We start from the raw sequence: 24,702 nt of genomic DNA, 5'->3' as shown, positions 1-24,702 counted from the left end.
ATTTTCATGAGCTTTTTGACACTTAGCAACATCAAGAAATCCTTCGGTTCCGTGCAGGTCGTGCATGACTTCGACATGGCCATCGAAAAGGGCGAATTCGTCTCCTTTCTCGGACCATCGGGCTGCGGCAAGACCACCGTGCTACGCATGATCGCCGGCTTCGAAATCCCGACCGGCGGATCGATTGTCATCAACGGCAAGGACCAGACGACACGCAGGCCCAACCAGCGCAATATCGGCATGGTGTTTCAGGCCTATGCGCTGTTTCCGAACATGAATGTCTACGAGAACGTCGCCTTCGGCCTGAAAGTCGCCGGCAAGCCGAAAGCCGAGATCGACGCCCGCGTGAAGGAAATGCTCCAGCTTATCCATCTGGAACATCTGGCCGACCGTTATCCCTACCAGATGTCGGGTGGCCAGCAGCAGCGCGTGGCGCTTGCCCGCGCTCTGGCGCCAAAACCGGAAGTGCTTCTTCTGGATGAACCGCTCTCGGCGCTCGATGCCAAGATCCGCGTATCGCTGCGCGAGGAAATCCGCCAGATTCAACAGAAACTCGGCATCACCACCATTTTCGTGACCCACGATCAGGAAGAAGCCCTGTCGATCTCCGACCGTATCGTCGTGATGAATTCTGGCCGCGCCGACCAGATCGGCACGCCCTTCGAGATCTACAACAAGCCCGCGACCCGTTTCGTCGCCTCCTTCGTCGGCACGCTGAACCTCATCGATGCGACCGTCATTGACTCCTCGACCAACACCATTCGTGTCGGAGAGCAAAACGTGACACTGCACAAACCGGTCGAAGCTGCGAACGGTGAAAAAATCACCCTCGCATTGCGCCCGGAAGCAGGCGCGCTCGGCAGCGATGCCAAAGGTGATGTCGCCATTTCCGGCCTCGTCACCTCCAGCCAGTTCCTCGGTTCGGTCATCCGAACCCGTCTTGATCTCGGCGGCTCGACCCTGTCTTTCGACATGTTTAACGATCCCGGCACCGCGCCACCCGCCCTTGGCGAACAGGTAACGCTCAAATTCGCAGCGGGCGATCTGATGGTCATCAAGGACTAAATCGCTTTTCTCCATCGGTGGAAGAAGATGGAGCATTTCCAGTAAAAGTGCGTAGCGGTTTTGCGTCCGGAAAATGCGAAGAAACAAAGATATAGAGCAGGTATTGAACCCGAACCTGCCTGCCAGCGATATGAGGCCATGATGCGCGCGCTTTTTTACGAACGATTCGGCGAGACCCCTGTCGTCGCATCCCTGCCCGATCCGGAGCCAACCGATGGTGGCGTGGTCATCGAGGTAAAAGCGACAGGCCTCTGCCGCAGCGACTGGCACGGCTGGATGGGGCATGACACGGATATCCGCCTGCCGCATGTTCCCGGCCACGAATTCGCTGGCGTCATCGCCGCGGTCGGAAAAAGCGTCACCCGCTTTCGGGCAGGCGACCGTGTCACGGTCCCCTTCGTTTCCGGCTGCGGTCATTGCCATGAGTGCCGCTCCGGTAATCAGCAGGTCTGCGAAACGCAGTTCCAGCCGGGCTTCACCCATTGGGGTTCCTTCGCCGAATATGTCGCCATCGATTATGCCGACCAGAATCTCGTGCATCTGCCGGAATCGATGAGCTATGCCACTGCCGCCGGCCTCGGCTGCCGTTTCGCCACCTCCTTCCGCGCCGTGACCGATCAGGGACGTCTGAAGGGTGGCGAATGGCTGGCGGTGCATGGCTGCGGCGGCGTCGGTCTCTCCGCCATCATGATCGGCGCGGGCCTTGGCGCGCAGGTCGTCGCCATCGACATTGCCGAAGACAAGCTCGAACTGGCCCGACAGCTCGGCGCGACCGCCACCATCAACAGCCGCTCGGTCGCCGATGTCTCGGAAGCGGTGCGCGAAGTAACGGGCGGCGGTGCGCATGTTTCCATCGATGCACTTGGCCACCCCCAAACCTGCTGCAATTCCATCAGCAATCTGCGCCGTCGCGGACGCCATGTGCAGGTGGGGCTGATGCTGGCCGACCACGCCATGCCCGCTATTCCCATGGCCCGGGTCATCGCCCACGAGCTGGAGATTTATGGCAGCCACGGCATGCAGGCGTGGCGTTACGAAGACATGCTGGCCACGATCGAAAGCGGCAAGCTTGCACCGGAAAAACTGATCGGCCGCCACATAACCCTCTCCGACGCCATCACGGCCCTGCCCGCCATGGACAGTTTCAGGGAAAGCGGCATCAGCATCATCGACCGTTTCGAATAGTGCAGGCTCCCGCAACCACCTGAGATTGGCGAATTGCGTCCGGTTCAGGCACCCCTGCGCCCGAACGCACGGACAGGAGCGGCTCCCGGGACAGACGCATGGACCGATGATGCTGCCGGGATACGCGTCGCGTGATCCGTCTGGCTACCGCTCCATTGACGGTTCACCAGCTGTTTCGTGCGGACTTCCAGCGGGTCGGGGGCGTCCTCCTCCTGGTGCTGCTTGCTTCCCGTGACTGCGGAGGTCGTCGCCAATCGCGAAATCCACCGCACGATCTGCATGCCCTTGTGAACAAGCACAAAGATACCAATAATTGCGACCGCTATGATAATCACGAGGTTCCAGGGAGCATCGCTGCCCCTCGCCGCCCGCTCCATGCGATCTTTTGTCGTCGGATCAAAACCAAGCGTCGCCTTCAGCCTGGCGATATCAGCATCGCTGAGCCTGCTGTACCGCTCGCCACGATACAGTACATAACCGCTCCTATCCCCGCTGTTGAGATAACCAATGTCGAATGCTTCCCCGTCGCGAAGAAAAGGCCCGTTGTCCGGCAGATCATAAACGAGATCGATGGTCTCGCCGCCGCCAAATCCGGGGACGGCAAAAAACCGAGACCTCCTCGCCTCAGCTTCGCTCACGAATATCGCGGAAAATAGAATCGCGACCGAAAAAAGCGCAATACGCTTCATTCACCCTCTCCAATAACAACGAGAATGATGACAACTGGCATTACTGAATTAATTTGAAGTTTATACTTACGATAACATCTTAAATTTAAGGTATTTATTGCATATGTCTAATATTTATCGCTTTGTTACTAAGAGTGAACTGTACTAATTTATAATAAAATGAATTTCTAACGATGCGACATGACGTATCTCCGCCAACGCTGTAAACCATTGGTGCGAACAACGCCCCACGTTAAGCCGCAATCGCACGCAATTGCTTTGAGCATAGCGCCGCGATGATGCGACAGAGCGCAACGTCGGTGAACATGACGGATGAGATGCAAGGACCGCGACATGCTGTTTCTCGATAGCGTAACCATGAAAGAACCCCCGGGCGGACGGGATGAATATCCTTTCTCGGTTCCGGCGCTGCGCCATCTGGAACGCCTCGAGTTCAAGACGCCGATCACTTTTTTTGCCGGCAATAACGGTTCGGGCAAATCAACGCTGCTGGAAGGACTGGCGGCCGGAATGACGGCCTACGCCATCGGCAATCATGGCCAGGTTTCGGGTGATCTGTACCTTCAGCATGCCGAGACAGTGGCGAAAGCCTTCTATTTCGCCCGCAAGAAATATCCGAAGATCCGCATGTTCATGCGTGCGGAAGATGTGCTTGGCTATATACGCCGGCTGAACGAGGAGACGCTGGACGATTTTCGCTGGGAGCGGGAAAAGGCCCTGCAAAAAGGCGAAGATTTTCCGGAAGAAACCCCGGAGACCTTTCGCAGGATCGTCAGGAACAACACCATCGACCGGCGGTCGCATGGCGAAGGGTTTCTCGACATCATGCAGCAGCGGGTCCATGGCGCCGGCCTCTATTTCCTCGACGAACCGGAAAGCCCGCTCTCACCGCAAAAACAGCTGGAGCTTGCAGCCATCGTCCGTCACGCCGCCGATAGCGGCGGGCAGCTGATCATCGCCACCCATTCGCCCGTGCTTTTGGCTATTCCCGAAGCGACAATCTATTATTTCGATGAGGACGGTATCACCGAACGCCTCTATGACGAGCTGGAGAACATCTCATTTCTCAGGCGATTTCTCGATCGTCCATCAAAATTCATGAGCGATTAGGGACCGATAAGGCTTGAAATCCCGCTTCTCTTGCAGCATGCCCATTAGCAACATGTGAATTAGAAAAAGAAGCAGGCTTATGTCTCCCACCAGCACACCGGCAGCGGCCCGGCCCCTGAACAGCCAGGACTACAGAACTCTTGGCCTTTCCGCCTTGGGCGGCGCGCTCGAATTTTACGATTTCATCATTTTCGTGTTTTTCGCCACCGTCATCGGCCACCTGTTCTTTCCGCCGGAAATGCCGGACTGGCTGGTGATGATCCAGACTTTCGGCATCTTTGCCGCCGGTTATCTGGTGCGACCGCTCGGCGGCATCATTCTGGCGCACTATGGTGACCGTTATGGCCGCAAGCGGGTTTTCGCCTTCTCCATCCTCCTGATGGCGCTCTCCACCCTCGGCATGGCGCTGATGCCGACCTATGCCACCATCGGCGTCGCCGCTCCAATCCTCCTCATCATCCTGCGCATGCTGCAGGGCGCGGCCATCGGCGGTGAAGTGCCGGGTGCCTGGACCTTCGTTGCCGAACACGTCCCTTTCCGCCGTGTCGGGCTCGCCTGCGGCTTTCTGACATCCGGCCTTTCCTTCGGCATCATGCTGGGATCGCTGATCGCCTTTGCCATCAATTCCCTCTTCTCGGCAGAAGATGTCGCCGCCTATGCATGGCGTATTCCCTTCCTGCTCGGCGGAATTTTCGGCCTGATCGCCGTCTATCTGCGCCGGTGGCTGGAAGAAACGCCGATCTTCAACGAGATGAAGAAATCGAAATCACTGACGGACAAGCTACCGCTCGGGCTGGTGCTGAAGCACCATATGCGCGGTGTCATCATTTCCGCCCTGCTGACCTGGGTTCTGTCGGCAGCCATCGTCGTCACCACGCTGATGACGGCCACCTTCCTGCAGAAGCTCTATGGCTACACCCCGACGCAGGCGCTTGCCGGCACCAGCTTCGGCACGCTGTTTCTGATTTTCGGCGTCATCATCGCCGGCGCACTGATCGACCGTGTCGGCTCCGGCATTTTCTTCATGGCCGCCAGCATCTTCTTCGGCGTCGCCACCTTCACCTTCTACAGCTATGCCGGCGCGTCGCTTGAAACCATGTTCATTCTCTACGGTGTCATGGGCCTTTCGGTCGGCATGGCGGGAGCTGTGCCCTATGTGATGGTCCGCGCCTTCCCGGCATCAGTCCGCTTCTCCGGCCTCTCCTTCGCCTATAACGTCTCCTATGCCATCTTCGGTGGGCTGACGCCGATTGGCGTGACCACGGCACTTGCCATTAATCCCATGGCGCATGCCTGGTATCTGGTGTTCATCGCTGTCCTCGCCTTCTGCATCGGCCTTTACCTCTATCTGCGCGGCAGCGAGGTCGAAAGCCATGTCGGCATCGAGGAACTGGCGGCGTTGCGGTCGTAAGTTCAACGCGAACACAAAAAAAGCGCGGGCATGACCCGCGCTTTTTTATTGCAACACGCCCGGAACATCAGGCCGCGCTGTCGATTTCCTCTGCACCATTTGTCGGCAAGTAGTTGAGCACCGGCCCGAGCCAGCGCTCCACCTCCGTGACCGGCATATCCTTGCGGCGCGCATAGTCGAGAACCTGATCCCGCTCCACCTTGGCGACACCGAAATAATAGCTCTCGGGATGGCCGATATAGAGGCCGGAGACCGAAGAGCCCGGCCACATGGCGTAGCTTTCCGTCAGTTCCACGCCCGCCGCATTGGTGGCGTCGAGCAGCGCAAACAGCGTCTTCTTTTCGGTATGGTCAGGCTGCGCAGGATAGCCGGGGGCCGGACGGATACCGGCATAGGCCTCGCCGATCAGATCGTCACCGGCAAGAGCCTCATCCGGCGCATAACCCCAGAATTCCTTGCGCACCCGCTCATGCATGCGCTCGGCAAAGGCTTCGGCAAAACGGTCGGCCAACGCCTTGACGAGGATGGACGAATAATCGTCATTGGCCCGCTCGAAGCGCTCGGCAATCGCCACTTCCTCGATGCCCGCCGTCACCACGAATCCACCGACATAATCGGCAACGCCGCTATCGACCGGCGCGACGAAATCCGACAGCGCCACATTCGGGCGTCCATCACGCTTGGAAAGCTGCTGGCGCAGCGTGAAGAAGGTCGCCAGCTCTTCGTTACGGCTTTCATCGTTGAACAGCTTGATATCGTCGCCCACCGCATTGGCGGGCCAGAAGCCGATCACCGCCCGCGGCCGGAACCACTTCTCCTCGATGATCTTCGCAAGCATCGCCTGCGCATCGGCATAAAGCTGCCGCGCCGCCTCGCCCTGCTTTTCGTCTTCGAGAATGGCCGGGAAACGGCCCTTCAATTCCCAGGTCTGGAAGAACGGCGTCCAGTCGATGTAACGGGAAAGCTCTTCAAGATCATAGGTCTCGAACACCCTGGTGCCAAAGAACTGCGGTTTGACGACGCTGTAGCTCGACCAGTCGATCTTGTGCGCGTTGTCACGGGCACGGGAAAGCGGCAGGCGCTGCTTTTCGCGCTCATTGCGGGCATGGGCTTCCGCCACCTTCTGATATTCGGCGCGGATGCCGTCAATATAAGCGGGCTTCTGCTCGGCCGAAAGAAGTGCTGAGACGACACCCACGGCGCGCGAGGCATCGGTGACATAGATCGCCTGCCCCGCCTCGTAGCGTGGATGGATTTTCACTGCCGTATGCACACGGCTGGTCGTCGCGCCGCCGATCAAGAGCGGAATATCGAAACCCTGCCGCTCCATTTCAGCCGCCACATGCACCATCTCATCCAGCGACGGCGTGATAAGACCGGAGAGGCCGATCACATCCACCTTCTCCGCAATCGCCGTCTCAAGGATTTTCGTCGTCGGCACCATGACGCCGAGATCGATGATCTCGTAATTGTTGCAGGCAAGCACGACGCCGACGATGTTCTTGCCGATATCGTGCACGTCACCCTTCACGGTCGCCATCAGCACCTTGCCGGCGGCACTGCGCTCGGAGCCGCCATTCAGGCGCTTTTCCTCTTCCATGTAAGGCAGCAGAACGGCAACCGCCTGCTTCATCACGCGGGCGGATTTCACCACCTGCGGCAGGAACATCTTGCCCGAACCGAACAGGTCACCGACCACGTTCATGCCCGCCATCAGCGGCCCTTCGATGACATGCAGCGGCCGGGCAGCCTGCTGGCGCGCCTCTTCGGTATCAGCCTCGATATATTCGGTAATGCCGTTGACCAGCGCATGTTGCAGCCGCTTTTCGACGGGCAGCTCGCGCCAGGAAAGATCCTGCACCTTCGCCTGCTTTTCACCCGTGCCTCGAAAACGCTCGGCCACTTCGAGCAGACGCTCGGTCGCGTCATCACGGCGGTTCAGCACCACGTCCTCGCAGGCCTCGCGCAGTTCCGCATCGATATTGTCGTAAACCGCAAGCTGCCCGGCATTGACGATGCCCATATCCATGCCGACCTGAATGGCATGGTAGAGGAACACGGCATGCATCGCCTCACGCACCGGCTCATTGCCGCGGAAGGAGAAGGACAGGTTGGAGACACCGCCGGAAATATGCGTGAGCGGCATGGTTTCGCGAATGGTCTTGGTGGCCTCGATGAAGTCCACGCCGTAGTTGTTATGCTCCTCGATACCCGTCGCCACCGCAAAGACGTTCGGATCGAAGATGATGTCTTCCGGCGACAGACCGGCCTTTTCGGTCAGAAGCTTGTAGGCACGCGCGCAAATCTCGATCTTGCGCTGATAGGTATCGGCCTGCCCGGTCTCGTCGAAAGCCATGACGACAACCGCCGCACCGTAATTGTGGACGAGCCGCGCCTGCTGGAGAAACTTCTCCTCGCCTTCCTTCAGCGAAATGGAATTGACGATCGATTTTCCCTGAACGCATTTCAGGCCAGCCTCGATGATCTCGAACTTGGAGCTATCGATCATGACCGGAACGCGGGCGATGTCAGGCTCGGCAGCGATGAGGTTCAGGAACTCCACCATCGCCTTTTCGGAATCGATCAGGCCCTCATCCATGTTGATGTCGATGATCTGCGCGCCATTTTCAACCTGATCGCGGGCGACAGCCAGCGCCGCTGTATAATCGCCGGCAGTGATGAGCTTGCGGAAGCGGGCTGAGCCGGTAACGTTGGTGCGTTCGCCGACATTAACGAAGGGAATGTCCTTGGTCAGCACGAAAGGCTCGAGACCAGAAAGCGACATGAAGGGCACATGCGCGGGAATCTCGCGCGGCTTGTAACCCTTCACGGCTTCAGCAATCGCCCGGATATGCTCCGGCGTCGAGCCGCAGCAGCCGCCAACGATGTTGACGAGACCGTCGCGCACGAAGCCTTCAACCTGACGCGCCATCATCTCGGGCGTTTCGTCATATTGGCCGAATTCATTCGGCAGGCCGGCATTGGGATAGGCGCAGACGAAGGTATCGGCGACATCTGAGAGTTCCTGCAGATGCGGACGCATGGCATCCGCACCGAGTGCGCAGTTCAGGCCGATGGTGAAAGGGTTGGCGTGGCGCACCGAGTTCCAGAACGCCGAAGGCGTCTGGCCGGACAGCGTGCGGCCGGAAAGGTCGGTGATCGTGCCCGAGATCATGACAGGCAGACGGATGCCCTTGGCTTCGAAACGTTCCTCGCAGGCAAAGATCGCCGCCTTGGCGTTCAGCGTGTCGAAAATCGTCTCGATGAGGATGATGTCGGCACCGCCGTCGACCAGGCCGTCGATCTGCTCGCCATAGGCGGTGCGCAGATCATCGAAGCTGACGGCACGATAACCGGGGTTGTTGACGTCAGGCGAAATCGAGGCCGTGCGGTTGGTCGGGCCGATTGCACCGGCGACGAAACGACGGCGACCATCTTCCCGCTCGGCGCGCTGGGCGGCACGGCGAACGATCGCGGCACCCTCGCGGTTGAGGTCGTAGACGGCGTTTTCCATCTCGTAATCGGCCTGCGCGATGCGCGTCGACGAAAACGTGTTGGTTTCGAGAATATCCGCACCCGCCATGGCGTAGCGATAATGGATTTCCTCGATAGCGTCAGGCTGGGTCAGGATCAGAAGGTCGTTATTGCCCTGCTGGTGACAGGCGCAGCCGATAAAACGCTCGCCCCGGAAATGGTCTTCATCAAAACCGAGACCCTGGATCTGTGTGCCCATCGCGCCGTCGAGAATGAGGATGCGTTCGCTGGCGGCTTCGCGCAGCGCCTGCAAGATTTCCGCGCCGTCGCGCTTTGCCCCTTCAGGACCGAACAGGTTGTCAAACACGGGCACACTCCTCATTTCGATTTGCAAGAACGCAAGCCGTCAAGTCACATAAAGATATGTTTATGTCAATATATCTTCAAGGGCCAGACATATATCTTCAAGGGACAGGCATAGCTTGGCGCTGTTGCGGCAGACTACGAAATTTGAACGACAGATGACAGGTTTATACGGCAAGGATATAAGCGCAGGCAGCAAATCGCATGGGAGAACGACATGGCCGACGACGATCGCAAAAACTGGAACGCTTTGCCCTGGCACCGCCAGTGGCTGGTCAAGCAGGCAGAGGGACTTTTCGACTTCTTCCAGTATCGCGCCGTGAATTCCGCCGGCGGCTTTTTCGATCTCGACCCCAAGGGCGCACCGTTACAGAAAAACGACCCCGTGCGCGGCATCCATGCTTCGGCGCGCATGGTGCATTGCTTCTCCATCGGCCATCTGCTCGGCCGGCCCGGCTGCGGCGATATCGTCGACCACGGCATGACCTATCTCTGGAACAATCATCGCGACAGCGAGCATGGCGGTTATTTCTGGCAGGTGAACGATGCCGGCCCAGTGGACGCCACCAAGCAGGGTTACGGCCATGCCTTCGTGCTGCTGGCCGCCTCTTCCGCCAAGACCGTCGGGCATCCGCTGGCCGACCGGATGCTGGCCGATATTACCGAAGTGCTGGAAACCCGCTTCTGGGAAGAAAAACACGGTGCGATTGCCGAGGAATTCAACCGCGACTGGTCGCCCATCGACAATTATCGCGGCCAGAATTCCAACATGCACCTGACCGAAGCGCTGATGGCCGCCTATGAGGCGACAAGCGACAGCAATTATCTCAACAAGGCCGAACGCATCGCCGACCTCGTCATTCGCCGCCGCGCCGGCGAACTGGATTTCCGCGTGCCGGAACATTTTGACGAGAGCTGGACGCTGGACAAGGCGTATCGCGGCAACGAAATGTTCCGCCCCTCCGGCTCCACCCCCGGCCATTGGCTGGAATGGGCACGCCTCATCCTGCAATTATGGGTGCTGGGCGAACGCCGCCACGACTGGATGCCGGTGGCTGCAAAATCGCTGTTCGTGCAATCCATGGCGCTTGGCTGGGACCGGGAAAAGGGCGGCTTCTTTTATACGCTCGACTGGAACGACAATCCCGACAAGACGGCCAAGCTGTGGTGGCCGATGTGCGAGGCGGCGGGCGCTGCCCACTTCCTCAACGAAAACCTGCCGGCAGACCCTTTCTACGAAGACAGCTACCGCCGCATCTGGAGCACCATCGCCAACAACTTCATCGACCACGACAATGGCGGCTGGCACGAGGAACTGACGGATAATCTGGTTCCGGCGCATACGCTGTTCCCCGGCAAGGGCGACATCTACCACGCGCTACAGGCGTGCCTCATTCCGCTTTTCCCAGCCACGGGAAGCCTGACGAAGGTGATTGCGGAAAACGGCGGGGATTATTGAGAGTGTTGCGATAGGCGGATGGCGACGGAGGTCGCGAACCACTCTCCGTCATGCTCGGGCTTGTCCCGAGCATCTGCAACCTATCGACTCAACGAGACGTGGATGGATCCTCGGCACAAGGCCGAGGATGACGTCGAGAGCGGTATCAAAAGCCCTTGAACCGCATCAAAAGCCGATGGTTTCCTCGAAGTCATCCCACGACTGATACATCTCATATCTGCCGATACCGGGGATAGGCACATGCCCGTAATAGGGCGAAAGCTGGAATTCGGCCGCCGCCTCACTCTTGCCAGCCACGGCCCCCACATAGATCGCCGAGGCAAGCCCCGTGCGGTTAGCGCCATGTTCGCAATGGATGAGGATCGGCCTTTCCGCATTCTGCAGCACGGCCACCAGCGTTTCAGCATCTTGCGGCGAGAGCTTTTCGCTTGAACTCATCGGAAAATCGACAAGCCGGATGCCATTGCTTTTCGCCGCCTGGCTTTCGGCGTCATACCAGCCTTCGCGCTTTTCATCGCGCAGGTTGATGATGGTCTTGATGCCGTAGGATTTGGCATAGGCTGCGATGTCCTTACCGCTCGGCTGGGCCGAACGATAAAGCTCGCCGGGGATGACCTCGTGAAAATTTCCGGTCAGCTGGCCGATGCCCATATGCGCGCCCGCCAGAACCGGCAGGGCAACAAGACCGATGGCCGTGATTTTCAAAAACTTCAAAACAATACGCAAAACATCAACCCGCGACATTCATCGAACGGGTGCGGAGATGGCATCGCAAACCGGCGAAAACAAGTCCGACGCCGGCCGAACGGGCATCGGTGTGGCCGGCGGCCCGATGGCAGCCCTTGCACACCCGTTGCGCCGCAAGGGTTTACCGGTGGCTGCGCAACGGCGCGGGAGTTTTCAAAATGCCGTGATGACGGGAACCGCGCCCAGCCGCTTAGTCGAACTCCGCCGAAATAACGGTAACGCGCCATTCCAGCCGCTGCGGTTCTACTCTTTCATTGTTGCGCAGCCGGAAAGCCCGGCATGCGGCGAAAGTCTCCCCCGCCTCGATGCGCCTTTCGCTGACCTGATAGGGATCAAACGCGACGGAGGCGCGGAAGGCCGGCTCGAACCCCTCAAGCGTATAGGTCAGGCGCTGCACGGCCACATCATTGTCGTTGCGGAAGCTGACGCGAATGGGCAAAGCCGGATCCGCACAGGTCGTATCAAAACTGGCTGTCGCAACAACATGGCCGAGCCGCTGGCTGCCACGCCACCAGTCATAAATGACAAAGGCAGCGGTCGCCCCCCAGATCAGCAGCAGGCAGATGACGACGGGTTTGAGATGCCGAGGAAATGCAATGAGGGTGAGGAGAAGAATGGCGCTGAGAACGGCTCCGACTATCACGTCGCCCCTCCCACATAAAAACAAACCCTCATACGATCCTGCCCTCCCTTACCACTCATGCCTGCGGCAACTATGATCACCACGCCGTTGCATGACGATATTAACCGCCTCGCCACACCTTTTCCGGTGCGCCCGAAGCACCGGACACGCCGCAGACAGCACAACTCTATGGTCATGCCCCCCGCTGTCAAGACAACCAAGCGTGACACCGGCCAACCGCGCCGCCGAACCTTTGAGGACAAGATCAAGGGAACCAAACACCGCCAAAGACGTTCGCAGCATCAGAACAGCATGACGGGGGCGCTAAAAAACGCTCACGATCCGGGCAAGACAGCCAGCGACACAAGGGGAACGATGCCCCTTGGAACTGCCGAGCCCCAACCCATATTAAATTGACCTAATATATGCTAGGAAGGTCATTCAGCTCAGGGAGAATAACGATGAAAACGCTGATCGTAACGTCACTTCTGGCCCTTTCGGCCAGCACCGCAATGGCCGCGGATGCCGTCTACGAAACGCCGGCACCTCCGGTCGCGCAGGAAACCCTGCCGGTCTTCACCTGGTCTGGTCCCTATCTTGGTATTCAAGGCGGCGCGGGCTGGGCGAATGGCGATTTTTCGGCTGGCGGCCCCGTCGCTTCGGATAATTTCGATGGCGGCATTCTCGGTGCCTTCGCCGGTTACAATTACCAGTTCGACAATAATTTCGTCGTCGGCATCGAAGGTGACGTCGATTATAACTGGAATGATAACGACTATGCCGGCGTGCAGATCGGCACCGACTGGCAGGGCTCCGTCCGTGGCCGCGTCGGTTATGCCTTCGACCGCGCCCTGCTCTACGGTACGGCCGGCTGGACAGCCACACGCGGTTTCATCGAAACTCCCGGCGCCGGCAAGGACAGCACCACGTTCAACGGCTTCACCGTTGGCGCAGGTCTTGACTACGCCTTCACCGACAATGTGTTCGGCCGGCTGGAATATCGCTACAACGATTATGGCGATAAGGACATTTTCGGCGTCAATACCGATTTCGACCAGCACACCGTCAAGGTGGGTCTCGGTGTAAAATTCTGATCCTGTCCAACTGCATCACGCATCAAAAGCCCGGCCATCGCCGGGCTTTTTCTTGACTGACACAACAATGCCCGCCTCAACCCGCCGCCGACTTTAGCGACGCGAAAAACATGAACCCCTCAACAACGAAACATTCACAAACCGTTCAGCAGACCCGTGCCATCATGCGGGCATAATGAGCCTCTATCTCCCAAGGCAGGCTTATGGAGTAGCCCCGATGAAAAAGATCATTCTTTCCACCCTTGCCGCGCTGGTCGCCACCGGCAGCGTCTTCGCATCCTATGGCACCGCTGCCGCGCAGGATTATCCCTATCGTCCGCGCCACGACCGTGGTTATGACCGTGGCGGCCCGCCCCCACCGCCCTACCGCGAACACCGCCGCCACAATGATGGCGCAGCGATCGCCGGCGGCCTCGCTGCAGGCGTCATCGGCGGCCTGATCGGCGGCGCCATCGCCAACGGCAACAACAACGCCCCCCGCTACTACGAACCCCCACCGCCGCCCCGCCCGCGCTGCTGGTTCGAAGACCGCCGTGTTCCCAATTCCTATGATGGCGGCTGGCATACGGAAAGCATGCGGGTTTGTAACTGACCGCATAGCTCAGATTTATAAACGGATGATCCGATCAGTCTGAATGGCTGGTCGGATTTTTTTTGGACTAACCGTCGGCTCTTGTGCAAGTCAGAATTTGATCAAGAATGGTGGGCCTGGAGAGACTCGAACTCCCAACCAAGCGGTTATGAGCCGCCGGCTCTAACCATTGAGCTACAGGCCCTATTCGGAAACAAGGTGATCCGAAATACCGGTTTCGCAATGGTTCGAATCCGGTGGGTCACGCTCTAACGTAATTTTTATAGCCCGACAAGCCATTGATGCTTTCGCAAGGCAGCGCCGCCGTATTAGCTACACAATCTAAGGCAATACCCTCCAAAGGGACACAATCAACGAGGAAACACCATGACGACAAAAAAGGCCCGCCTTTTCGCACTCACCGCTTTGACCGCAGCAGCAATGGTGCCCCTGGCTAGCCAGGTGCTTGCGCAGGACGCCAACCCGCGTGAAGCAACCATCAGTGTTTCCGGTGAAGGCCAGGCGGCCATTGCCCCTGATATGGCGATCCTGTCCTTCAGCGTCGTCAAGCAGGCAGAGACGGCGGCTGCGGCGCTTACGGAGAATTCCAAGGCGCTCGCCGAGGTTCTGAAAGCGCTGAAAGAAGCCGCTATCGAAGACCGGGATCTGCAGACCAGCAATTTCTCGGTACAGCCGCTCTACAAGCATTATGAGCCCAAGGATGGCGTTTATATTGCGCCTGAGATCACCGGCTATCAGGTTTCCAACGGCCTGACCGTGCGGGTGCGCGACCTGAAGAAGCTCGGCGCGATCCTCGATACCTCCGTCAAGCTTGGCATCAATCAGGGCGGCGATATCACCTTCAGCAATGACAAGCCCGAAGCCACGGTGACCGAGGCCCGCAAGCAGGCCGTGGCCGATGCTATCGCCAAGGCGAAGACGCTGACGGAAGCGGCAGGCGTGAAGCTCGGCCGCGTCATTCAGATCAGCGAAAACTCGCAGCGCCCGATGCCGGTACCAGCCGGCGCGATGCGCGCTTCGATGATGAAGGAAGCCGACAGCGTGCCGATCGCTTCGGGTGAGAACAATTACAGCGTGGTGGTCAACGTCACCTTCGCCCTCGAACAGTAAGAACACTTCAGGGGCGGCACCTGCGTGTCGCCTCCCGACCGTTTTTAAATCCGGCCATCGGCCGGTTAAAAAAAGAAATGCCCCTCGCCTGCCTTTCCGGACAAGCGAGGGGCATTTTTTATCCATCCGGCGGACGGGGATGTCACCGGATCGATATTGTCCGCTTTAGCGGCGGATGACCGGGCAGCCGCGCTCATTGGCGAAAACGATGCGGTCACGGCCTCGACGGTCGAAGCCTGCAACCACAACGCGGCGCGGCGATACATCAACAACGCGGGCACGGCGAAGACCCATGCGGCTTGCCTTTTCTTCCGCAAAACGCGGCGAGCAACCAAAGCGCGGGCGATCAGGACGACCCCAGCCCGGGCCACGGCCTCTGTCATGGCCATAGCCATCCTGAACCTGAACTCTGAACTGAACATCCGAACCAGCCGAAGCCGCAGGAGCGGTGACGGAGATGCCGCCGAAGGCAATGAGAGCGGCGAGGCCGGCTTTTGCAAAGGTGTTGAACATGAAACTCACTCCATTTGTTCTTCGCCGGCAGGGAACGTCCCTCAGCGATTGAGGAGACCCTAGCCTCAAACATCTGAATATGAACAGAACCGCATGTTCAGCAGAGGTTCATGGTTGTTAACGGGAAAACACACATTATCGAACGAAATATCAGGCGGAGATATGCAGCACGATTTCGCGGCGATGCGGTCGGTCTCGGTGCTCGAACAGGTAAAGCCCCTGCCACGTGCCAAGCGCGAGCCTGCCCTGCCCGATCGGTACGCCAATGGAAACCGCCGTCAGGGCAGATTTGATATGGGCAGGCATATCGTCAGGGCCTTCCAGCGTGTGGATAATCCAGCGCATCGAGGCGTCGTCCGAAGGCGGCACGAGGCGGGAGAAGAACATCGAGAGATCGCGCCGGACATCCGGATCGGCATTTTCCTGGATAAGCAGCGAGCAGGATGTGTGCCGGACGAAGACGGTCAGCAAGCCTTCATCCACGCCGGTCTCTCTCACGAAACCCGTGGCCTCGGATGTGAATTCGTAGAGCCCCTGACCATGGGTGGCGATGGTTATTGTCTTTTGCGGCACATTTTTTCTTTCAAACACGCTGGAACAAAATCGGCGCTGCCAACGTTACGGCATGTCAAATTCTATCCGATAACGATAGAGATAAAATAATAACGCGACGGCGGGCCGTAACAACTAACGGAAAAGCAGCGTCACGGTTGCAAGAAAACGGGGAAGGGTTGGCAATATCAGAATGAACTATTCAGGCTTCCCCGTCCCTCGACGAACAGATCATTTTCAGCGCAAGACAAGAACCAAGCCAGGCACAGGGTGCGAAAGACTTCTTCATGGCATCCACTGACTATCAAGTCGACCTGACCAATTGCGACCGCGAACCCATCCACATTCCAGGTTATATTCAACCGCATGGCTGTCTGATCGCCTGCGACAATTCCCTGCGCATGGTTCTGCGGCATTCGGAAAACTGTCGCGACATTCTGGGTATCGAGGGCGATCTGAACGGCAGGACTGCCGAAGAGGTGCTCGGAAAAGACCTCGTCCACGATCTTCGCAACGCGCTGACTGTCACCGGCAGAACCACGCGCCCCGCCATGCTGCCCCACATGCAGATGATCGATGGCCGCAACTTCGATATTGCTCTGCACCGCTACAAATCCACCACCATCATCGAGTTCGAACCGTCGCAAAGCGAAACACAGCCGCTCGGCACGGCACGCAAGATGGTGGACCGCATCCGCGAGGCCGACAGTCTCGAAACCCTGATTTCCAGAACGACCCGGCTGATAAAGGCGACGCTCGGTTACGACCGGGTGATGATCTATCGTTTTGAGGAAGACGGGGCCGGCAAGGTCGTGTCTGAGGCAAAGCAGCCGGAACTGGAGAGCTTTCTCGGGCAGTATTTTCCGGCCAGCGACATACCGCAGCAGGCGCGCGCGCTTTATCTCAAAAACACGCTGCGCATCATTTCTGACGCCAGCGGCGCACGCGTTGCAGTCCTGCCCGCTCTCGATGTCTCCGGCGAACCGCTCGATCTGTCCTTCGCGCATCTGCGCAGCGTCTCACCCATCCACTGCGAATATCTTCGCAACATGGGTGTCGGCGCCTCCATGTCGATTTCGGTGATTGTCGATGGTGCTCTCTGGGGCCTGATTGCCTGTCACCATTATTCTCCGCGCGTGTTGACGATGCCGGTCAGGATCGCCGCCGAAATGTTCGGAGAGTTTTTCTCCATGCATCTGCAGGTCCTGAAGCAGAAGCGCCGGCTCGATACCGTCAACCACGCCCATGCTGCACTTGACCGCTTCCTGCGGCTTGCCGCCCACCACGCCAACATCGAAGAACTGCTGATCGACAGTTTTCAGGATTTTGCCGATCTGATGCCCTGCGATGGCGTCGGGCTCTGGGTGGGCAACAACTGGCACGGCCATGGCGCAACACCGCCGCAGGACACCATTCCAAGACTGACGCGTTTCGTTGCATCCGCTTCCGAAGGCAAGGTCTGGGCCACCCATGCGCTGTCGCAGGCCATACCGGAAGCGGAGATCTATGCCAGCACCGCTGCCGGAATGCTCGCCATTCCATTGTCGCAGGTCAAGAACGACTATCTGCTGTTTTTCCGCAAGGAGATCGTGCAAAATCTGAACTGGGCAGGCAATCCGGAAAAATCCTATGAGACCGGGCCGTTGGGCGACCGCCTCACCCCCCGCAAGAGTTTCGCGATCTGGAAAGAAACCGTTCGCCTGCAGGCGCAGCCCTGGTCGGAAGCCGACCGGGAAATTGCCGAAGCCGCCAGAATTGCGCTTGTCGAGGTCGCCTTCCATCACAGCGAACTGATGGCCGGCGAAAGGGAGCGTGCGGAAGTGCGCCAGCGCATGCTAAACGAGGAGCTCAACCACCGCGTCAAGAATGTTCTGGCCATCATCAAATCGCTGGTCGGCAATCCCTCGCAGGAGGGCAAGACCCTGCAGGAATACGTCACCGCGCTGAAGGGCCGCATTCAGGCGCTGTCCTTTGCCCATGACCAGATCATTCGCGGTGAAGGCGGCGGAGCGTTGCGCGACCTGCTGGATGCCGAATTGTCGCCGCATCGGTCCACGGAAACCTTGGTGCACCTTGCCGGACCCCAGGTCACGCTCGATTCGCGCGCTTTCTCCGTCATGGCGCTGGTTCTGCATGAACTGGCAACGAATGCCGCCAAATATGGTGCGCTTTCGCAGACCGGCGGGCAATTGCACGTGCACTGGGAAATCAACGAGAACCGCGATTGCGAAATCCAATGGCGTGAAACCCTGCCAACCACGCTGCCGACGCCGTCGCGCGCCGGTTTCGGCACGGCGCTCATCAGCCGCAGCATTCCTTATGATCTCGGCGGACGCAGCACGATGCGATATTTGCCGGACGGGCTGGAGGCGGACCTTGTCCTGCCCTCCCGCCACGTTTCATCGGTCGCGGCGGCTTCCACCGCAAAAACCGAAGAAGAAATCGCGCCACAGGCCAGACGTTACAATCGGGAGGAACCGTTGAAGATATTGCTTGTCGAAGACCAGATGCTGATCGCCATGGATGTCGAAAACATGCTGGAAGACAACGGCATCAAGACGATCGAAACGGCGACCTCATCGGCGATGGCGATTGAAAAGCTGAAGACTTACGTGCCTGATGTCGCCATTCTCGACATCAACCTCGGTTCAGACACTTCGATCCCGGTCGCCAGAGAACTTCACCGCCGCGGCGTTCCCTTCCTCTTTGCCACCGGTTATGCGGATGGCAGCATGGTACCGGATGAATTCGGCAATGTGCCGGTGATACGCAAACCCTATGACGAGGATGCGTTGATGGCGGGTATCGGGCTGTTGGTGGGTGATCCGGAGAGGGTGTAACGCCTTGGGTTCACGAGAACGCTGATGCTTCGCTCTACGTCGTCCTCGTGCTTGTCCCGAGGATGACGTAGAAGAGGTTGGAGACTCCACTAGCAATCTCAGAATCTGCCGCCCTCATTGAAAACGTGTGAAGCCGCGCTTTTTCGCATCATCCGGGCTTATCGCATTGCCGATTTTAAATCGGAATTCCGTTACGGTATAGTTCTCCAGATCAACCTCGCACTGGAACGATACATCGTGCCAGCTATTGCCGGTGTTGAATGCGCCGCCCGAAGCATCGATTGAGTTCCCGGATATCCTGCCACCGGTGTCCGAAAATGGTATCATGCCTCTGGCGGCAAATCCCGCACTCTGAATTTGGGCCAGCGCTTCCGTGCTGCAAAGCTGCACGACACGGCGGCGCGGCGGTAAATCACCGAACATCTGGCGTCTCTGGGCCGGAGAAAGCAGCGCCGAAGACAATAGGTTTTTGGCAGCAGGAAGTTTTGCGGGCTTTTCTTCCGCCACGTCAGCTGGCTTTTCCTCAGTGGGCTTCGCCTGCGGCACAGGCGCCCGCTCCGGCTCAGCCTCTTGCCTGACGGGCGAAACCGCAATTTCCCCCTGATCGGCGGAGGCCTGAAGATCGCTATTGGCGGCAGCAGGCGCGGGCTTCTCCTCTGCCGTTTTTTCCGGCTGGCTTTCTGGTTGCTCGGAAGGGTCGGTCTTTTCCGCTTCTTCCGCCTTTCCCGGCTTGTCTTCGGAGTCCGACTGCGCCTCTTCCGGCCTCATGGCGATGGCGGGCAGCGTTGCCGGCATGGGCGGCAAAGGTTTTGCTTCCTCTGCCGGCGGCGCAGGCGGGGGTGGGGGAGGTTGCGGTTTTTCCTCCTGCTTTGCCTCTTCCGCACCGGGCGGCTTGCCTTCCTCTGCCTTCTTCTCCTCGGGCGGCGACACCAGATCGACGCTGATGCTTTCCGGCTCCTGCGGTTCGGCTATCCGTTCCGGCAGTTCGAAAAGGAAGATCGCGACAACGGCAAGATGCAGCAGCACGGAGACGGGCACAGCCCAACCTCTCCACCGCCATTTTTCTGCCGAAACCTGTTCCATCTCATCGAACCTGAGCATTGCCTGTAAAAGCGAAACCGCCGTCACATCAGGACAATGCGTAAAAACAAAGGGATAAAGCATCTGGCTTTTCAGAGAAGAGCGGAGCGCTTTATTTTCACACATAAGGCTTGTCGCAGAGTTCGCCAGTGCGGGAAACAAAAAACCCGGCCAGAGGTGACTGACCGGGTTCAATTTTAAAGGAAGCGGAACGCTTAGCTGTCGAGGAAGCTGCGCAGCTTTCTCGAGCGGCTCGGATGCTTCAGCTTGCGCAGCGCCTTCGCTTCGATCTGGCGGATACGTTCGCGCGTGACCGAGAACTGCTGGCCGACTTCTTCCAGCGTATGGTCAGTGTTCATGCCGATGCCGAAACGCATGCGCAGAACACGTTCTTCACGCGGCGTCAGCGACGCCAGAACGCGGGTCGTCGTCTCGCGAAGGTTCGCCTGAATGGCGGCATCGATCGGCAACAGCGCGTTCTTGTCCTCGATGAAGTCGCCGAGATGCGAATCCTCTTCGTCACCCACGGGGGTTTCGAGCGAAATCGGTTCCTTGGCGATCTTCAGAACCTTGCGCACCTTTTCAAGCGGCATGGCGAGCTTCTCGGCCAGCTCTTCCGGGGTCGGCTCGCGGCCGATCTCGTGCAGCATCTGGCGCGAGGTACGAACGATCTTGTTGATCGTCTCGATCATGTGAACCGGGATACGGATCGTGCGCGCCTGATCGGCAATCGAACGGGTGATCGCCTGCCTGATCCACCAGGTCGCATAGGTCGAGAACTTGTAACCACGGCGATATTCGAACTTGTCCACCGCCTTCATCAGGCCGATATTGCCTTCCTGAATGAGATCGAGGAACTGAAGACCACGGTTGGTGTATTTCTTCGCAATCGAGATCACCAGACGCAGGTTGGCCTCGACCATCTCCTTCTTGGCGATACGCGCTTCGCGCTCACCCTTCTGGACCATCGAAACGATGCGGCGGAATTCGGCGATGGAAATGCCGGTTTCCGTGGAGAGGTTCTGGATTTCCTGACGGATTTCCCGGATCGTGTTGCTTTCCTCGCGGGCGAATTCCTTCCAGCCGCGAGCGGCCAGATTGGTAATCGACTTCATCCAGTTCGGATCGAGTTCCGCACCGTGATACTGCTCGAGGAAGCTGTCGCGCTTGACGCCGTAGGATTCGGCAAGGCGCAGCAGCCGGCCTTCATTCTGCATCAGACGCTTGGAAATGTCGTAAAGCTGCTCGACGAGGCTGTCGATACGGTTCTGGTTCAGCGACAACGACTTGACGGCCGTGATCAGCTGATCCTTCAGTTCCTTGTAACGACGCTCCTGTCCGGAAGACAGGGTGCCCGTGCAGGCAAGACGCGCCTCAACCTGCTGATCCTGAAGCTTGCGCAGCTTCTTGTAGGTGTCAGCAATGGTATCGAGCGTTTCCATGACCTGCGGGCGCAGTTCGGCTTCCATCGCCGCAAGCGAAAGATTGGACTCGTCGTCGTCCTCTTCTTCCTCTTCCGGCGGCAGGCCGTCGCCGCCAACGTCAGTCACATCTTCGTCGCCGGTCGGCGAACGCAGCCGGCGGGTCTTTTCCTTCTCTTCGGCAGCCTTGCGGTCGGCCTCGATCTTTTCCGGGCTCTGGAACTGCGGCGCAGCCTTGGCTTCCGGGCCGGAATAGGTGGTTTCGAGATCGATGATCTCGCGCAGCAGCGTCGTGCCTTCGTTCAGTTCGTCGCGCCAGATGATCAGCGCCTGGAACGTCAGCGGGCTTTCGCACAGGCCCGAAATCATCGTTTCGCGGCCGGCCTCGATGCGTTTGGCGATGGCGATTTCGCCTTCACGCGACAGAAGCTCGACGGAACCCATTTCGCGCAGATACATGCGCACCGGGTCGTCGGTACGGTCGGTCGGTTCTTTTTTCTTGGCGGTCGCAAGGGCTGTGCCGCTGGAAGGCGCCAGTTCGCCGCCTTCGGACTCTTCCGATTCCGAATCGTCGCTCTCGGCCTCGCCAGACGCTTCCTCAGCATCCTCGTCCTCGATAACGTTGATGCCCATATCGGACAGCATCGCCATCGTGTCTTCGATCTGCTCGGAGGTCACCTCTTCGGACGGCAGGACGGAATTCAGCTCGTCCATCGTCACATAGCCGCGCTTCTTGGCGGCCTTGATCATTTTCTTGACCGCGTCATCCGAAAGATCGAGAAGCGGACCGTCCGTCGCACCGTCGCGTTCGTTTTCTGCTTCTTCGTTTTCTTTGACTTTGGTTGCCATCTATCTCGTCGCTTTCCCTGACGCTAACACCTGTTCCGCCGCATCGCCGTCCGCCCCTTGAGCATCCAGCGGTTTGCCGCGAATCACTGTCAGACACCTAACGGAGTGATCTTTAATTGCCGATTAACCACGGCAGCCTCAGGCAGAATGCAAAGACAGTGCACCCGGAAATGCTTGCTCATGCAATTTCTATCCGCCAAGGCTCATTCCACTTTACTATTCATGAAATGGTGATTCCCGCTATTTCCCGCCCCGTCAAGCCTTTGAGGGCGAGACAGCCACGGAATTTCTCAAAAAAGGCCGCATTTCGCGGTTATCACCAGACTATCCCCTATTTAGGACGCTTGCCGGAAAAGGCAACCCCACACGTCTTTCAATTCTCTCAGCCATGGCCGAAGGCTGGCCCCTTCACCCGGCCGGACATGACCCCGAAACCATCGATGATCGCTTCCTGATTTTCCATGCGGCCGATTTCCAGCTGCACCTCGGCCAACGCCCGTACCAGAAGCGTGCCGCGCTCGTCATCCGTCGCCTCGCCGATTTCCCGCTCCAGCTCCCGCATCTGCCAAAGCAGGGACTTCGTTCTCTTATGCAGGGAAAGCGCCTGCACATATCCTTCGCGCGCATCCTCCAGCGCCGCCTGTTCGGTCGCCGTCCATTCTCGGGTATTGCGCACCTGCCGGTCCATGGTCTTCAAAAGCCCCTCAAAACCATGCTGCAACAGCCGTTCGATCAGCCCTGCCCGCGATATATCAGCCGCACTCTCGGCCGCGTATGTCAGCACCGTCGACCACAGCCGCTGCAGATCACGGTTCTCGTAGTCAATCGCAGCGATCTCGTCATATTCCTCGAGCAGCAATTCAGGATGGTTGACGATGGTGATGGCAAGAACGCTTTCCCGGAGCGACGGTTTGGTCTGATGCCCCCTGACCAGACCCGACTGCGTCAACCGGTCCGATATACTGCTGGCCGGCGCGGACATGGCCCCGCCCCGTCCCGACGCATTGCGCTGGAAGCCACGGCCCGTGGCCTGCGCACCATTATTGCGGCGGAAGTTATTGCCCTGTTGCCCGCCCTGCTGAAAGCGGGGCTGGAAGAAACCATTCAGCCTGTCGCGCATATCCTGCTGGTAAAACCGCCGTACCGCCTCGTCGCCGATGACGGCAACGATCTGCCGCAGGCGGCTTTCAAGCTGGGCGCGTTTTTCCGGCGTATCGAAAGTGACCGACGAGGTCTCGCGGCTCCAGATCATCGCGGCAAGCGGCTTGGCTTCCGAAAGCACGCGGTCGAACGGTGCACGCCCTTCGAGCTTCACGAGATCGTCCGGATCCTTGCCATCAGGCAGAAGAGCGAAGCTGACGGAGCGATCCGGCTTGATATGCGGCAAAGCCAGATCAGCCGCACGGTTGGCGGCGCGAATGCCCGCACCATCGCCATCGAAGCAGAGAACCGGCTGCGGCGACATTTTCCAGAGGAGATCGAGTTGGCTTTCCGTCAGTGCCGTGCCGAGCGGCGCCACCGCATTTTCGACACCGGCCTGATAAAGCGCGATGACATCCATATAACCTTCGACGGCGATGACCGTGCCGCCGGCCGCCTGCGAAGCGCGGCGCGCACGGGCGAAATTGTAGAGAACATTGCCCTTGTGAAAAAGCTCGGTCTCGTTGGAGTTCAGATATTTCGCCACCGCATCCGCCGCCATGGCGCGGCCGCCGAAAGCAATGACCTTCTCGCGCGACGACAGGATGGGGAACATGATGCGGTCGCGGAACCGGTCATAGGAAACCGGCACATTTTCATGCACCACCAGCCCGCAGGCCTCCATCTGCTCCTTCGCCACGCCCTTGCTCGCCAGATGCTCTTTGAGCGCGTTGCGGCTATCCGGCGCAAAGCCGAGCCTGAATGTCTCGATGGTGCGCCCTGTCAACCCGCGATCGCGCAAGTAAGCCCGCGCCCGCGCACCAGGCGCCGTCTGCAACTGATCCTGAAAGAACAGCGTCGCCATTTCCATGACGTCCTGCAGGGAGGTGCGCTCACGTTCACGCTTTTCCGCCTGCGGATCGGGCTGCGGCATGGAAATGCCAGCCATATCGGCGATCTGCTGCACGGCTTCGGGAAAACTCAGGCCCTCAAGGTCGGTCAAAAATCGGAAATGATCGCCGGACACACCGCAGCCAAAGCAATGATACCGCCCCTTGCGGTCCTCGCAGTGAAAGCTCGGGCTTTTTTCGCCATGGAACGGGCAGCAGGCCCAATAATCACCCTTCGGCGTGTTGGTCTTCTTCTTATCCCAGGACACACGTCGACCGATCACATCGGAGATGTTCACGCGGTCGCGTATCTCATCGAGAAAAGAATTGGAAAAGCGCATGGGTTACCTGTTGGAGGCCAGTCTTTCATATAAGCGCATAAAGACCACATTACAAAACGGGTAGGTAAATAATACCCGATATTCACAGGCGGCATTGACATCAGTGTATATACAGGCGCATATACGAACGCATATACACGCGCGATGCATAAGTG

The 24,702-nt window shown here is 58.6% G+C and carries 18 protein-coding genes and 1 tRNA gene; 9 read left to right on the top strand and 10 right to left on the bottom strand.

Annotation, left to right across the window (positions count from 1 at the left end; translation table 11 throughout):
* The first annotated feature begins 6 nt into the window (after positions 1-6).
* Both FCH38_RS08105 and FCH38_RS08100 read left to right on the top strand, forming a co-directional pair.
* Positions 7-1,065 carry an ABC transporter ATP-binding protein gene (locus FCH38_RS08105; RefSeq protein ID WP_174373440.1) on the top strand — a complete coding sequence of 353 codons (1,059 nt, stop codon included), beginning with the start codon at positions 7-9 and terminating at the stop codon, positions 1,063-1,065.
* A gap of 141 nt (positions 1,066-1,206) precedes the next feature.
* Positions 1,207-2,250: a zinc-dependent alcohol dehydrogenase family protein gene (locus FCH38_RS08100; protein ID WP_174373439.1), complete on the top strand. Its 1,044-nt coding sequence runs from the start codon at positions 1,207-1,209 to the stop codon at positions 2,248-2,250.
* A 44-nt stretch (positions 2,251-2,294) separates the two neighbouring features.
* Here FCH38_RS08100 and FCH38_RS08095 read toward each other — a convergent pair whose 3' ends face one another.
* Positions 2,295-2,939 (bottom strand): hypothetical protein, encoded by a 645-nt coding sequence (locus FCH38_RS08095; protein ID WP_174373438.1) that lies wholly within the window; start codon positions 2,937-2,939, stop codon positions 2,295-2,297.
* Positions 2,940-3,272: 333 nt separating this feature from the next.
* On the opposite strand from FCH38_RS08095, the gene FCH38_RS08090 reads away from it, so the two are divergent.
* Positions 3,273-4,049 (top strand): AAA family ATPase, encoded by a 777-nt coding sequence (locus FCH38_RS08090; RefSeq protein ID WP_174373653.1) that lies wholly within the window; start codon positions 3,273-3,275, stop codon positions 4,047-4,049.
* A gap of 79 nt (positions 4,050-4,128) precedes the next feature.
* Positions 4,129-5,460: an MFS transporter gene (locus tag FCH38_RS08085; RefSeq protein WP_174373437.1), complete on the top strand. Its 1,332-nt coding sequence runs from the start codon at positions 4,129-4,131 to the stop codon at positions 5,458-5,460.
* A gap of 67 nt (positions 5,461-5,527) precedes the next feature.
* On the opposite strand, the gene metH is transcribed toward FCH38_RS08085, so the two are convergent.
* Positions 5,528-9,301, bottom strand: coding sequence for a methionine synthase (gene metH / locus FCH38_RS08080; protein ID WP_174373436.1), 3,774 nt, complete (start codon positions 9,299-9,301; stop codon positions 5,528-5,530).
* A gap of 213 nt (positions 9,302-9,514) precedes the next feature.
* Here metH and FCH38_RS08075 point away from each other — a divergent pair, with 213 nt between their 5' ends.
* Positions 9,515-10,756 (top strand): AGE family epimerase/isomerase, encoded by a 1,242-nt coding sequence (locus tag FCH38_RS08075; RefSeq protein WP_174373435.1) that lies wholly within the window; start codon positions 9,515-9,517, stop codon positions 10,754-10,756.
* Positions 10,757-10,921: 165 nt separating this feature from the next.
* On the opposite strand, the gene FCH38_RS08070 is transcribed toward FCH38_RS08075, so the two are convergent.
* Together FCH38_RS08070 and FCH38_RS08065 are read right to left on the bottom strand one after the other, a co-directional pair.
* Positions 10,922-11,482, bottom strand: coding sequence for a dual specificity protein phosphatase family protein (locus tag FCH38_RS08070; RefSeq protein WP_153515016.1), 561 nt, complete (start codon positions 11,480-11,482; stop codon positions 10,922-10,924).
* A 211-nt stretch (positions 11,483-11,693) separates the two neighbouring features.
* Positions 11,694-12,146, bottom strand: coding sequence for a hypothetical protein (locus tag FCH38_RS08065; protein WP_174373434.1), 453 nt, complete (start codon positions 12,144-12,146; stop codon positions 11,694-11,696).
* A 440-nt stretch (positions 12,147-12,586) separates the two neighbouring features.
* Here FCH38_RS08065 and FCH38_RS08060 point away from each other — a divergent pair, with 440 nt between their 5' ends.
* Together FCH38_RS08060 and FCH38_RS08055 are read left to right on the top strand one after the other, a co-directional pair.
* Positions 12,587-13,219: an outer membrane protein gene (locus tag FCH38_RS08060; RefSeq protein ID WP_052818041.1), complete on the top strand. Its 633-nt coding sequence runs from the start codon at positions 12,587-12,589 to the stop codon at positions 13,217-13,219.
* Positions 13,220-13,436: 217 nt separating this feature from the next.
* Complete coding sequence (locus tag FCH38_RS08055; protein ID WP_149900128.1) at positions 13,437-13,811, top strand: hypothetical protein; 375 nt, start codon at positions 13,437-13,439, stop codon at positions 13,809-13,811.
* A 108-nt stretch (positions 13,812-13,919) separates the two neighbouring features.
* Here FCH38_RS08055 and FCH38_RS08050 read toward each other — a convergent pair.
* Positions 13,920-13,995: transfer RNA gene (locus FCH38_RS08050), tRNA-Ile, on the bottom strand.
* Positions 13,996-14,177: 182 nt separating this feature from the next.
* Between FCH38_RS08050 and FCH38_RS08045 the strand changes: the two genes are divergently transcribed.
* The gene (locus tag FCH38_RS08045; RefSeq protein ID WP_174373433.1) at positions 14,178-14,921 is read left to right on the top strand and encodes an SIMPL domain-containing protein; all 744 of its coding nucleotides are present in this window, start codon (positions 14,178-14,180) and stop codon (positions 14,919-14,921) included.
* Between the two features lie 165 nt (positions 14,922-15,086).
* Here the strand turns inward: FCH38_RS08045 and FCH38_RS08040 are convergent, their stop codons facing one another.
* A complete protein-coding gene (locus FCH38_RS08040; RefSeq protein WP_149900104.1) occupies positions 15,087-15,434 on the bottom strand; it encodes a hypothetical protein in 348 nt (115 codons plus the stop codon).
* Positions 15,435-15,584: 150 nt separating this feature from the next.
* On the bottom strand, positions 15,585-16,007 hold the full coding sequence (locus FCH38_RS08035; protein WP_149900103.1) for a secondary thiamine-phosphate synthase enzyme YjbQ: 423 nt from the start codon (positions 16,005-16,007) through the stop codon (positions 15,585-15,587).
* Between the two features lie 266 nt (positions 16,008-16,273).
* On the opposite strand from FCH38_RS08035, the gene FCH38_RS08030 reads away from it, so the two are divergent.
* Positions 16,274-18,826, top strand: a complete 2,553-nt coding sequence (locus FCH38_RS08030) for an HWE histidine kinase domain-containing protein (RefSeq protein WP_174373432.1) — start codon at positions 16,274-16,276, stop codon at positions 18,824-18,826.
* Between the two features lie 114 nt (positions 18,827-18,940).
* Here FCH38_RS08030 and FCH38_RS08025 read toward each other — a convergent pair whose 3' ends face one another.
* The 3 genes from FCH38_RS08025 to dnaG form a co-directional block, all read right to left on the bottom strand.
* Positions 18,941-19,864 (bottom strand): DUF930 domain-containing protein, encoded by a 924-nt coding sequence (locus tag FCH38_RS08025; protein WP_174373431.1) that lies wholly within the window; start codon positions 19,862-19,864, stop codon positions 18,941-18,943.
* A gap of 257 nt (positions 19,865-20,121) precedes the next feature.
* A complete protein-coding gene (rpoD, locus tag FCH38_RS08020) occupies positions 20,122-22,176 on the bottom strand; it encodes an RNA polymerase sigma factor RpoD (protein WP_174373430.1) in 2,055 nt (684 codons plus the stop codon).
* Between the two features lie 382 nt (positions 22,177-22,558).
* Positions 22,559-24,547 carry a DNA primase gene (gene dnaG / locus FCH38_RS08015; protein ID WP_174373429.1) on the bottom strand — a complete coding sequence of 663 codons (1,989 nt, stop codon included), beginning with the start codon at positions 24,545-24,547 and terminating at the stop codon, positions 22,559-22,561.
* Positions 24,548-24,702: the final 155 nt, after the last annotated feature.

The sequence above is a fragment of the Agrobacterium tumefaciens genome (assembly GCF_013337285.1).
Classification (GTDB): domain Bacteria; phylum Pseudomonadota; class Alphaproteobacteria; order Rhizobiales; family Rhizobiaceae; genus Agrobacterium; species Agrobacterium burrii.
This window is presented reverse-complemented; position numbering and strand designations above follow the sequence as displayed.